The organism is Streptomyces sp. KR80 (assembly GCF_052245555.1).
GTDB lineage: Bacteria > Actinomycetota > Actinomycetes > Streptomycetales > Streptomycetaceae > Streptomyces.
In genome coordinates this window covers 175,339-187,280 of the sequence record NZ_JBQQCD010000013.1, presented here as the reverse complement: position 1 = coordinate 187,280, position 11,942 = coordinate 175,339, and the positions used below count along the sequence as shown (strand labels likewise).

Genomic DNA, 11,942 nt, shown 5'->3' with positions numbered 1-11,942 from the left:
GCCACGTCTAGAGTCGGTCTTCATGGAGAACCCCGCCGAGCCCGGCTCCCAGCCCCTCTTCGATACGTCCGCGCTGATCACCGACCCGTACGGCACGTACGCCAGACTGCGGCAGGCCGGGCCGGTGCACCGGATCGCCGGCCCCGACGGAAGCCCCGCCTGGCTGGTGACGCGCTACGACGACGTCCGGCGAGCTCTCGCCGATCCACGGCTCTCCCTGGACAAGCGCAACGCTCTCCCCGGCAACTACCGCGGCTTCTCGCTGCCGCCCGCCCTGGAGGCGAACCTGCTCAACATGGACCCGCCGGATCACACCCGGGTCCGCCGCCTGGTGGTGAAGGCGTTCACTCCCCGCCGTGTCGAGAAGCTGCGCGAGCCCGTACGGCGCATCGCAGACGCGCTACTGGACGCGATCGAGCCCGATGGCCACGCCGACCTGCTCGCGGCGTACGCGGGCCCGCTGCCCATCACGGTGATCTGCGACCTGCTCGGCGTCCCCGAGCGAGACCGGCCGGACTTCCTCGCCTGGTCCGACGCCCTGATCACCCCGGACCCGGCCCGACCGCACCTGATGAAGGAAGCGGTCGGCAGCATGCTGCGGTTCTACACCGAACTCATCGCGAGCAAGCGCGCCGAGCCCAGCGACGACCTGCTCTCGGATCTGATCGCCGTGCGCGACGACGACAGCAACGACCGGCTCACCGAGGACGAGCTGACCTCACTCGCCTTTCTCATCCTCTTCGCAGGCTACGAGAACACGGTCCATCTCATCGCCAACGCCGTGCTCGCCCTGCTCGACCACCCGCCACTGATGAAGGAGTTGCGGGAGGACCCTGCCGGACTCGCCGCTGCGGTGGAGGAGTTCGTCCGCTACGACGGCCCCGGGCCGCTGGCGATCCGCCGATTCCCCGTCGAGGACGTCGAGATCGGTGGCGTGACGGTGGCCGCCGGAGAGACCGTCCTGCTCTCCATCGGCTCCGCCAATCGAGATCCGGACCATGTTCCGGACCCCGACCGACTGGACCCGGGGCGCGCGCAGTCCGGACACCTCGCACTCGGCCACGGCATTCACTACTGCCTCGGTGCGCCGCTGGCCCGTATGGAGACGGAGATCGCGCTGAGCGCCCTGCTCAGCCGCTTCCCCGACCTCTCCCTCGGGGTCCAGCGCGAAGACTTGCGGTGGCGTCCCTCGATCCGTGCACGTGGCCTGATCTCGCTCCCAGTCCGCTGGTCATCGCGAAAGCGAACGGACAGGTGATGCGCAAGGGCTGCTCCATACGGTAGAAAGGTTCATGCCTGCCCGGTGTGCATCCCCCGTCGCACCGGGCAGGCACCTGCGGCCGTCCCTGTGTGGGGGCGGCCATTCCCGTTTTCAGCTGCGACGACGATCCGTCCGCTGGTCAGCGCAGGGGTAGGGACAGCCCGGACGGATCACCCTCCAGCGAGCCGAAGGACACCTCGCTCCCTCGAGGTGTACGGCTGCCGTACAGCGGGTCCTTGGTGTCCAGGACGACTGCCAGGCGATGCCCCGCGGGGAGGTCGTAGGCGGTGGCGAAGAGGGAGACGTCGAGGGGGAAGGCCCGTTCCGGGGTCCGTCCGCTCCAGCTCTGCGGAGCATGCGAGATCAACTTGCCCACGCCGAGCGGGTTCACGTCGTAGAGATACGCGAACACCGTGCCCTGCGGCGCGGACGAGGTGACGGTGGTGTGCAGCTTCGCGGTCCCGCGGATCCGCTGTGCCGTGCCGTACGGCTCCGACTGCCACACCGCGCCGGCCGATCGGGGCAGCAGCGGGACCATGACCACCGGCGGCACGCCGGCCACCTGGTCGAGGAGCCCAGACAGTTCGGCGACGCCGCCGTCGGCGCCGGAGTTCCTGCCACCGGATACCGAGGTCCACCACCCGGTCGTGGGCGCGCCACCGAGCGCTCCGGTGCCGACGGCGTTCGCACGGCCAAGGGCCAGCCGCTCGGTGCGGGTGCTGACGGACCGCCAGTCCCGATGGCTCTCCCGCGTGCCGCTGCCGCGCACCTCCAGCTCTACGGGCCGACGTCCGGCGCCGCTGCCGGCGTCGCCCTTGAGATGCTGATCGAACCAGGCTCGTGCGCTGTCCCAGGTCTCGTTGTCCGCCCCCAGCAGGCCCGTCAGCTCCTGGGTGGCATGGTCACCCGGGCGGAGTTCGAACCGCTTGGGGCCGGTCAGCCGCTCGTAGAAGGCCGTCATCTGGCCGGGGTTGAAGATGCTGTCTCCCCAGGCGTTGGCGAGGAACACCGCCGTGCGATGAGCATTGATCCGGTCAACGTACGCGACCGGGGACCGCACCTTCGCCCAGGCGACGAGCTCGGGCAGGTCGCGGTCGGCGAACAGGTTGCCCAGCATCCTGGTGAACTCGGCGCTGCGTCGTCCGGTGGGCGCCTGGACCGCGGCGAGCAGAGCAGCGGCCTGCAGGTGCCGGGTCTCTCCGCTGTAGAGCGAGTCGACGAGGTCGGCCCAACCGCTCAGCGCGGCCACGGCCTTGATCCGCGAGTCGGCGGCGGCGGCCAGCAGGACCAGGCCGCCGCCGAGGGAGAGACCGTTCATGCCGAGGCGCTCGGGGTCGGCCGGGGTACGGGCGAGGGTCCAGTCGATGACCGATGTGATGTCGGCCGTGTCCTTGGGGCCCGCCACGTCGACCTCTCCGCCGGAGAGCCAGAAGCCGCGCACGGTGTACGTGACCACGACGTACCCGGCGGCGGCGAGGCGGCGGCCCTGGGCGACGTACACCAGGTCGTTCTGCGCCCAAGCGGCGGGCTGCACGATCACCGGGTAGCGGCCCTTCGCGTCGGCGCCGGGCGTGCCGTGGGCGGGGGTGAAGACGCTCGCCTTGAGGACGACGCCGTCCTTCATCGGTATGTCGGCAGTGCGGAAGGACGGTCCCGGCGTGTTCCGGGTCGTCGTCGCGGTTGCGGCCGTCGGCGACGCGGGGCCGGGCCGCACCGCTTCTGCGGCAGCGGCTGCGGGAGCGGCGGTGGCGGCCGGGGCCGCGGTGGCCGCTCCGCCGACGGCTAACGCGGCGACGACCGCGGCACTCGTCGTACGCAGCCCATGGATGCGTCGGCCGCCGGTGCGGCGGGATCGCGTCATTCGGTGCTTCCCCCTTTGATAGAGACCGTTGGGTAGGGACCGCGCCGCCGCTGCGGTCAGTCGCTTTGCTGCGGATTGCTGCGGACCCCCGCCCCGCTGCGGATCGTCGTGCCGGTCGACCTCCACCAGCACCATCCGGCGCGAGAAACGCAGCGTAGGCGGGCCGGACCAGCCGGAGTGAGACGGCGATCGGCCAAACTACTCTCCAGTAGCGATCAGAACCGGCCTTGCCGCGACCGGGGTTGCCGGGGCACATCAATGCCGCACCGCCACCTGGGCGTCGCCCCTGCGCCGTGCGCCCGTCGCCTCCTATTGGCGCGGCCCGCCGAACCTGTACCGCGATGACGACCGATACGACCGATACGGCTGCCCGGTGGCGACGACTTCCGCTGCGTCAGATCGCCTGCCTTGTCCCGGTGGTGGCCGTAGCCGTATGGGCCGTCCTGTCCTGGCGGATCGTCGAGGAAGGCGTCCTCCGGCTGCTGACAGCCGACCGCTCCTGGCTCGGTGCGGCCGTCGTGGCCACGGCTCTGACGTGGGTCGCCGCCGCGTTCGCCCGACAGGGAGCGGTGGTCGAACGCCTGCCCCCGTTCCGGCTGCTGGCCACGCAGTTCGCCGCGTCGTCGGCCAACAATCTGCTGCCGTCCGCCGTCGGCGCGGGGGCGGTCAATCTGCGCTTCATGGTGGTCTGCGGACTGCCGCCGGGCCGCTCCTCGGCCGCGCTCGCGCTGCACCTGCTGGCGGAGGCGATAGGCCGAGTCACCCTGCTGCTGGCGCTCCTCGCCGCATTCCCGCACGCCCTGCGACTCGGCCGGCTCGTCCCGGAGGGGGCCATGACGTCGCTGATCACGGGGGGCGCGGTGGTCACGGGCGGGACGGTGTGCGCGCTCGCCTTCGTACGGCCGCTGCGCAGGGTCGCCCGGAACCACCTGCGCATCGCGCTGAGCGAGGCGCGCTCGGTGCACACCAGGCCGGCTCGCGTCCTTGCTCTGTGGGGTGGGTCGCTGGCCTTTCCCGCGCTGCAGGCCACCGGATTGGTGGCGGTCGGCCGGTCACTGGATCTGGCGATTCCGGTGATGCACGTGGCGGTCGCCTATCTGGCGGCCGGGATCGTGGCCGCCGCGGTCCCGACGCCGGGCGGCGTCGGCTCCCTCGACGCGGCGCTGGTCGTGGCGCTCATGACCGTCGGCACCTCTGCCGCGGTGGCCACCGCGGCGGTCCTGGCGTACCGCCTCATCACGGTGTGGCTGCCGCTGCTGCCGGGCGCACTGGTGCTGGGCGCGCTCGTGCGCCGCAAGGTCCTATGAGCTCGACGTGTCTCTTGGTCGGCCCACGTCCGTACGACTTCCGGGAGTGCTACGGGGCACCCGGATGGGGGTGCAACGGAGCCCGTGCGGCCATAGGGCGGAGATAATTGCAGCTACCGGGCCGGACAGGCCCACGGACGCACGGCGGCAGGCCCTGCGCGGCCGGGTGGGAGCGACGACAGTGATCCGCGTTCTTCTCGTCGAGGACACCGGTCTCATCCGTGGCGCGCTCGCCGCCCTCCTCGCACGTGAGGACGACATCGAGGTCGTGGCGGAACCCGGCGGCAATGGCCAGGTCATCGCGCGGGCGCGGTCCTACCGCCCGGACGTGATCGTGATCGACGTCGATTCCCCGCAGGGGGAGCTCACGAAGGCGGGCGAGCTGTGTGCGCAGCTCCCGGAGTGCCCGGCCCTGCTGGTGACCGGCTCACCGACCCCCGAGTACCTGCGACGGGTGCTGGCGCTCCACCCGCCTGGCCTGGTCGGGAAGAACGCGCCGTCGGACCGGCTGGTCGAGGGCGTTCGCAAGGTCGTGGCGGGCCAGCGATTCATCGACCCGGAGATCGCGCTGCTCGCATTCGAAGCGGTGGAGAATCCGCTGACTCCGAGGGAACGAGAAGTCCTGCGACTCGCCGCCGACGGCGTGCCGACCCGGGAGATCGCCGAACGGCTGTCACTTTCGGTGGGTACGGTGCGCAATCACCTCTCGGCCATCACGACCAAGGCCGAGGCGCGGAACCGGATCGACGCGATCCGGATCGCCCGGAAGTCGGGTTGGCTCTGACTCCCAGTGACCGACGAGATCGCGGTACAGGGCGGAGTCGGCCAGCAGTTCCTGGTGGGTGCCGAGGCGGGCCTGCGTACCGTCCAGCACGAGAACCCGGTCGGCCCGCAGGGCCGAGCTGATCCGGTGTGCGCAGACGATCAGGGTGCCCGGACGGCTGGTGAAGGCCTTCTCCGCGACCGCCTCGGCCACGGGGTCGAGGTGGCAGGTGGCCTCGTCCAGCAGCACCAGCCGTGCGCCCGGAAGGAGAGCCCGCGCCAGCGCGATCAGCTGGCGTTCACCGGCCGAGAGCTCCTGCGGGTCGAGAGCGGCGTCGTAGCCGCCCAGACGCTCAACGAGCGGCCCCGCACCGACGGCGCGCACCGCCGCGTCCACCTCTGCGGGTGTGGCATCGGGCGCGAGATAGGTCAGGTTCTCCCCCAACGTGCCGGCGAAGACATACGCCTCCTGGGGGATCAGCACGCGGTGCCGGGCCAATTCTTCGGGGTCGTCGTCGACTGCGGCACGCAGTTCCCGGACAGGCACGACGCCGAGGCGCACGTCTCCCGCCTGCGGCTCCAGCACCCCGGCGATCAGTGCGGCGAGCGTGGATTTGCCCACACCGCTGGGACCGACGACGGCCAGGTGCTCGTCTGGGCGCAGTACGAGGTCGAGGCCGTCGATCACCGGCTCCGCGGACCGGGCGTAGCCGAACGTGACGTGATGCAGCTCGACGGCTGATCCGAGCGGCAACCGTCGCCGGTGAGCCGGCCCCGACGACGAGCCGGCGGCCGCACGTGCCGTCCCGGACCGTGGCTCTTCGGCCGTAGGCATCTCGGTCCCGCCTCTGGTCCCCTGCACCTCCTCCCGCTCCGCAGCCACCTCCGCGACCCGCCCAACAGTGACCACCAGCCACAGCCCGCTGCCGCCGAGTCCCTGAACGAAGTTCTGCAGTGCCGGGTTCAGGCCCGTCGACACGTACGTCACCGCCCCCAGGATCGCTCCTGCCGTCACGCCGTTGCGGACCAGCCAGGGTGCCCCGGCCAGGATCAGCGCGATGGGAACCCAGCCGCCGACTCCCAGGGCGGCGGTCCGGACCGCGGTGAGTCGTGCCAGGGCCCGTGCGGCCCGCGCGGCGGCGTCGACCTGGGCACCCGTCTGCGAACGGACGCGCTCCTCGGCGCCGCAGGCGACCACGTCCCTCAGCCCGCCGGTTACCGAACTCGCGGTCTCGGCGATGTGCTCGTCCGCCATGATGACCTCACGCTGCCGGGCGGCCATCGCCCGGAGCGCTGCGAAGAACAGCCCGAGTCCGATAAGGAGCGGTGGGAGGACCAGGACGAGCAGGGCGGGGTCCAAGGTGGCCAGGCCCAGCACCACACTCACCGCCGTGACGACGAAGCTCTGCACGAACATGACGACCCCGCCATACGCGTCCCGGGCTCTCTCCACGTGCTCGGTGAGGCGGGCCACGCCGGCGGTGTCGGCCGGTTGGCCCAGCAGGGTGGAGCGGTGCAGCGTGCCGGTTGTCACGAGGGTGACCAGTTCGTCCCGGAACGGCTCGATGAGCGCGGCGAGAGCCAGGAAGGCGTGCCGGGTTCCCCACGCTCCGACGAGGAAGGCGCACGCCAGCAGACCCAACCAGGAGAATCCGACAGCGGTCCGGTCGGCGAGGAAGCCTTGGTCAACGGCCCGGGCCACGACCCAGCCGGACAGGAAGGTCGGCACCGCCTGTACCAGCGACCAGGCCACGAGCCGCAGATACTCCGGGCGGCGCCGCCGCAGTGAGGAGCGCAGGATCTCGACGGACCGCCGGCTCACCGCGCATCCCCTCCGTCCGCAGTGGCTTTCAGAGCCGTGACCTGAGGGGCAGTCGACTGGAACGCGGCACGGTAGTCGGGGTCGGCCCACAGTTCGTGGTGCCGCCCCTGCGCGCGGACGCCGCCATCGGCGAGCCAGACGACTAGCTCCGCCCCGGCGGCGGTGGAGGCCCGGTGCGTCACGATGAGGCGCGTACGGTCGGCCAGCGCGCCGGTGAGCACCTGGCTGATGTGGTGCTCGGTCACAGTGTCGAGGCTGGCTGCGACGTCGTCGAGGATGAGGACCCGTCCGGCCTGTACGAACGCGCGTGCCAGGCCGACCCGTTGCACCTCTCCGCCGGACATCGGTGCCTCGGCGAGCCGGGTGTGGTACCCGGCAGGCATGTGGCGGATGAACGTGTCTGCCCGGGCTGCCATGGCCTGTGCCGACAGTTCGTCCGCGGTCGGTGTCCGCGGTCCGAACCCGATCGCGTCGGCGAAGGTCTCGCCGAGCAGCACGGGGCGTTCGAAGCCATAGCCCACCGCGCGCCGCAGCTCACCACGGTCCAAGCGGCGCAGCGGCATGCCGTCCAGCAGCACCTCGCCCTCGTCCGGGTCGATCAGGCGACCGGCCAGTGCGGCTAGCAGCGACTTGCCGGACCCGGAGCGCCCGACGACGGCGACCAGGGCGCCTCCCGGCACGGCCAGGTCAAGGCCCTCCAGGACGGCGCCACCCGATGCGCGCACGGTCACACCCCGGAACTCCAGCCGCCCAGGGCCGTCGGGAAGGAGCTCGTGGCCGTACTTCACGGGTGGTTCGGCGAGCACCTCGGCGACGCGCCCTGCTGTCGCGCGGGCTTGGGCGAGCTGATTCATCGTCGCCACCACCGAGCCGATGCCGGTGGCCAGTATCACGTACCCGCTGGCTGCGAGTACCTCTCCCGGCGTGATCCGTCCGTTCGCGAGTTCGAGACCGGCCACCGCGAGCACGGCGACCTCCAGAAGAGGGACGACGAGATCTTCCCGCGCCGAGATCCGCGCGAACGTGCGCCACAGCCCCAGCCCCTGCCGATGCAGTTCCGGCAACGGGGCGAGCACGCGTCGCGCCTCGCGTTCCACGGTCCCCGCGGCGGCGATGGTCCGGATTCCGATCAGGGCGTCGACGAGCCGTGCGGCGATCTTGCCCTGTGTGGCGAAGTAGCGCTCGTTGATGTCCGAGACGTCGCGGACGAAAGCGCGGACCAAGGGCACCAGGATGGGCAGCCCCACCACGAAGGTGAGGCACAGCCACGGGTCGATGAGCGCCAGTGCGACGATTGCGCCGACCGGGGGGACGAGCTCCATGACGGCCCACACCAGGCCCGACGCGACCTGCCCGGTCCGGGCGGTGTTGCCCACCAGTCGGCTGACCAGGTCTCCGGTGGTGAATCGTCGGGTGGCACGGGTGCCCAGCGCGAGCACGTGCTTCACCAGCCTGTGCCGCAGCCAAGCGGTGGACCGGGCCTCGGCCACCCCGCCCACGAGGTCGTCCAGGGCTTCGGAGACCACCAGGATGAAGATCAGCGCGCCACTCAGGGCCAGCCACAGTGCCGAGTCCTGGCTGCCGAGCACGGCGTCGACGGTCTTGCCGAGGACGGTCGGCAGCACGATGTAAATGCCGGAGAGCACCACTGACGTGGCCACCATGACACCCACCCAGGCCCCGCCCCGTCGAGCTGCCGCCAGCAGCAGGCAGTCCGCCGCGCGTCGGTCCATGGGCTTCTCCCGATGGCGTCATGGGCTGCGGTTCCGGCGGTGGTCACGCCCCACCGCCGGATCGGTATCCGGGCGGGACGGGGACGCACTAAGGCGTCCCCGCCTCCCCATATCCCCCGTTACGAACCGCATCAGCACAGAAGCACGCTGAGAGTGCTGAACCCGCCACCGCCGTGGTGGCTCTTGCTGTTAGAGCTGGGGCGTTTGCGGTTCCTCTCCTCGGTGCCAGTGTCCATCGCTTGCAGGTCAAGGAGCGCCATGTCGTTTCACCTCCTTTGCAACTCCGTGGGGACGGGGTCTGACGGTTGCTCGGAGCTCGCGTCGAGCGGTTCTAGGGCGGGCAGGAACGGCAGATGCACGGGGGCGTCGTGGAGGGCGGCGCCGAGGGCGAGCATTACACCGGCGCTGCCAGTGGCCAGATCCATGGAGAGCCGCAGCAGCTGCTCGCCAGGGAAGACGAGATGGCCCTGGTGGGTGAGCGCATGCCGTGACAGGCGGCGCACGTGGCCCGCAACCACGGGATCCCGCTCGGCGGCCGTCCCGGGAGGGTGCGTGCGGCTGTGGTGGAGGATCATCCCGGCCACGCCGTCGAAGAGCCCCGGCTCGACGTAGAACCGGGCCTCGGCCGCCCTGCGGATCGCCGTCGCCGCCTGCGCGAACTGGTCGTCGTCGCGGTGTACCAGGTAGTCCTGGAGGACGAGGCCGATTCCCACGCTGCCCTCGTTGAGGTAGGGCATGGTCCGCCAACCCTCGTCGACCTCCATCACGCCGTCTTCCCGAACGATGCACCGTCGCAGGTCCTGGCGGAGGGCCGTGGCGGCCAGGTCGAGGTACTCCGGGTCGCCGGTGTGCTCGTGGAGCCGGAGGAACATCAGCGCGGGCCCTGCCGAGCCTGACATCAGCCCGGCGTACGGGTTCTCGAGGCCGCTGACCTCCGGGACGCCGTCGGCCGGGCCGAGCCGGTCGGCGACGATGTCCGCCGCCTGGAGGGCCGCATCGTCGAAGGCAGGGTCCCCGGTGGTCTCCGCGAAATGCAGCAGGTTCAGGCCGATACCCGCCAGGCCGCCCTTCAGGTCGAGCCCCAGCTGCTGCCACTTCTCGTCCATGCAGATGCCGAGGACCTTCATCGCCTCGTCGCGGCGGCCGAGGTGGTCGAGCACATAGGAGATGCCGTGCATGCCGTCGTAGAAGCCGAGGCGCATGCCCGGCTGGGGGTGCAGGGCCCGCCGCGCCAGCCACTCCTCGTGGTCCGGATGGCGACCGGCGCCGGTCACGTCCAGCGCATACAGCACGCCTGCCGCACCGTATGCGATGCCCAGGCCACCGCCCGGCGTGGCGAACTGCTCGACGTCGCCCGGGAAGAGCCGGTCCTCCCGCTGTGGTGTGGCGCTGGCCAGGATGGCGGCGGCCATGGAGTCGCGGGCGCGCACCCAACCGCGGTAGTCGGGTTCCAGCCGCGGTTCGGTGTCGGCGCCCACCGACATCCCTCCACCACTCCTGGTGATGACCCGCACCGCCTCATCCAGGAACGCGTGGGGGACCGGGAAGGACTGAGCAACCTCCCTGGCGACCTGTCGCGCCTTGCTGTCGTCCAGCACGAGCAAGGTGGTCAACGGCATGAACAGATGGAGCCTCAGGCACGCCAGGGCGTAGTCGTCGACTGCGAATCCGGTCATGTCACGCGGGGCGAGGAACCCCGCCGCAGCGAGGGTCTGGTGCGGGCTGTCCGCCACGTCCGCCGCGCCCTCGAAGTCGATCAGCACGACCCGGCCGTCCGGGCGGACAAGGATGTTCAGCGGGTGCACGTCGCCGAGGACCACGCCCCGCTCGTGCACCGCGGCGACCGCCTGCTCCACCCGGTGCTGCACGTCCAGCGCCCAGGAGGTGTGTTCGGCCAACGCCTCGTCGTCCTCTCCCGGGAATATGAGGGGGTACCGGTCGCTGAAAGCGAATTCGAGTTCCGTTCCCTCGACGAACTCCTCGACCACGAAGTGGTGGTCCCCCAGCACGAAATGGTCGTACAGCGCGGGCACACAGTCGAGGCCGCGCAGCCGCTCCAGGGTCTCCCGCTCGCGGCGCAGCCTGGTGACCGCATCCCTGCCGTCGGGCGTGAGCCCCGCGAACGGCCGAGCCTCCTTGAGCACTACGCGCTCCCCGGTCCGCAGGTCCTCACAGGCATACAGGCCACCACCGTTGGAGAAATGCAGCGCGCGGTCGATGCGGTACGGCAGGTCGGCGACCGTCGTACTCCCGCGCTCGGCGAGATGGGGCTCGAGGAATTTGGGCAGCGTCACCCAAGGGGGCACCTGGAACGTCGGCCCGCGCACGTCCGGCACGAGTCGGCCGGACTCGTTCTCGAGCGCCAGCACCACCCTCCCCGTGGGCGAGACGCAGAACCGTTCGGCGAAGCCCCCGTACCTGACGTACAGCGGGCCGGCCTCCCAGCGAAGGTCGCTGAGGATGTACGGGCCGGGCTGCCCGTGCAGGATGGGGCCCAATTCGTTGAGCACGCGCTCGAGCTGGGCCTCGTCCACCGGGTAGACCGCGATGAACTTCCCGCTCGCCCCTCTGGATGCGTACTTCGAGTTCGCGAGGAACAGGACTTCCTTGCTGCGGAGGAATTTGAAGGAAATCCGCCGGGGGACGCAGTAGTCCCACACGGCGGTCAGGATCTCTTCCGCATTGTCGAGGCACGCCGAGGCGTGGATCTTCCACCCCTGGGAGGGAGACTCGAGGCCGTCAGGGGTGTAGACGACCCAGTCGTCCATATCGGACCGCACCCACGTGTCCGGGGCCGGACAGCGCGCCAGTTCGAAGTCGCTGTCCGCGCCACGTGTCCGTGCCGGCTCGTCGTAGAAGCGGGGATCGACGAGGCAGAACTCCTCGTACTGCTTATCCACCTGAGCCTCCGCTCCGGGTGCAGGCAAACCCGGAGACGGGCCCTCGCATCGGGCCTGCACAAGAACCCAGCGTCCCCCAGGTCCACTATCTATTTCGACCATTGCAGGATGACCTCTACGGGACAACCACCGCATATCACCCATCGATTGTGGGAATCACACGCCCAGGACGTGAAGAACGCACCCCCTGACGGCGCCCGTCGGCGCGTCCACGGCACCGGTATGCGCTTGACGTGGCTACCATCGGCGCCCATGATCCCGTAACACTCCGGATACCCAGCGTGCCCATGCCGGCA

At 70.7% G+C, this 11,942-nt stretch carries 8 protein-coding genes; 3 read left to right on the top strand and 5 right to left on the bottom strand.

All coding sequences use genetic code 11. The annotated features are described in order from the left end of the window. Nucleotides 1-22 precede the first annotated feature (22 nt). Nucleotides 23-1,258, top strand: a complete 1,236-nt coding sequence (locus tag ACTWQI_RS19740; RefSeq protein WP_443272205.1) for a cytochrome P450 family protein — start codon at nucleotides 23-25, stop codon at nucleotides 1,256-1,258. Nucleotides 1,259-1,400: 142 nt separating this feature from the next. Here ACTWQI_RS19740 and ACTWQI_RS19735 read toward each other — a convergent pair whose 3' ends face one another. Then, nucleotides 1,401-3,122: a CocE/NonD family hydrolase gene (locus ACTWQI_RS19735; protein WP_443272176.1), complete on the bottom strand. Its 1,722-nt coding sequence runs from the start codon at nucleotides 3,120-3,122 to the stop codon at nucleotides 1,401-1,403. Nucleotides 3,123-3,463: 341 nt separating this feature from the next. Here ACTWQI_RS19735 and ACTWQI_RS19730 point away from each other — a divergent pair, with 341 nt between their 5' ends. Both ACTWQI_RS19730 and ACTWQI_RS19725 read left to right on the top strand, forming a co-directional pair. Next, nucleotides 3,464-4,429 (top strand): lysylphosphatidylglycerol synthase transmembrane domain-containing protein, encoded by a 966-nt coding sequence (locus ACTWQI_RS19730; protein WP_443272174.1) that lies wholly within the window; start codon nucleotides 3,464-3,466, stop codon nucleotides 4,427-4,429. 181 nt (nucleotides 4,430-4,610) lie between these two features. Then, complete coding sequence (locus ACTWQI_RS19725; protein WP_443272172.1) at nucleotides 4,611-5,213, top strand: response regulator transcription factor; 603 nt, start codon at nucleotides 4,611-4,613, stop codon at nucleotides 5,211-5,213. Here the strand turns inward: ACTWQI_RS19725 and ACTWQI_RS19720 are convergent. The 4 genes from ACTWQI_RS19720 to lanKC form a co-directional block, all read right to left on the bottom strand. Then, nucleotides 5,103-7,013 carry an ATP-binding cassette domain-containing protein gene (locus ACTWQI_RS19720; RefSeq protein ID WP_443272170.1) on the bottom strand — a complete coding sequence of 637 codons (1,911 nt, stop codon included), beginning with the start codon at nucleotides 7,011-7,013 and terminating at the stop codon, nucleotides 5,103-5,105. The two genes, ACTWQI_RS19725 and ACTWQI_RS19720, sit on opposite strands and share 111 nt — an antisense overlap. Then, entirely contained in the window at nucleotides 7,010-8,746 is a 1,737-nt protein-coding gene (locus ACTWQI_RS19715; RefSeq protein ID WP_443272168.1) for an ABC transporter ATP-binding protein, read from the bottom strand. The genes ACTWQI_RS19720 and ACTWQI_RS19715 overlap by 4 nt, the downstream gene beginning before the upstream one ends. Before the next feature lie 131 nt (nucleotides 8,747-8,877). Then, nucleotides 8,878-9,006, bottom strand: coding sequence for a SapB/AmfS family lanthipeptide (locus tag ACTWQI_RS19710; RefSeq protein WP_443272166.1), 129 nt, complete (start codon nucleotides 9,004-9,006; stop codon nucleotides 8,878-8,880). Nucleotides 9,007-9,012: 6 nt separating this feature from the next. Beyond that, nucleotides 9,013-11,646, bottom strand: a complete 2,634-nt coding sequence (gene lanKC, locus ACTWQI_RS19705; RefSeq protein WP_443272164.1) for a class III lanthionine synthetase LanKC — start codon at nucleotides 11,644-11,646, stop codon at nucleotides 9,013-9,015. Nucleotides 11,647-11,942: the final 296 nt, after the last annotated feature.

Excerpts from the sequence above, each read along its gene's own strand:
- ACTWQI_RS19735 (WP_443272176.1), bottom strand. The coding sequence starts at position 3,122 with ATGACGCGATCCCGCCGCACCGGCGGCCGACGCATCCATGGGCTGCGT.
- ACTWQI_RS19740 (WP_443272205.1), top strand. The coding sequence starts at position 23 with ATGGAGAACCCCGCCGAGCCCGGCTCCCAGCCCCTCTTCGATACGTCC.
- ACTWQI_RS19710 (WP_443272166.1), bottom strand. The coding sequence starts at position 9,006 with ATGGCGCTCCTTGACCTGCAAGCGATGGACACTGGCACCGAGGAGAGG.
- ACTWQI_RS19730 (WP_443272174.1), top strand. The coding sequence starts at position 3,464 with ATGACGACCGATACGACCGATACGGCTGCCCGGTGGCGACGACTTCCG.
- ACTWQI_RS19715 (WP_443272168.1), bottom strand. The coding sequence starts at position 8,746 with ATGGACCGACGCGCGGCGGACTGCCTGCTGCTGGCGGCAGCTCGACGG.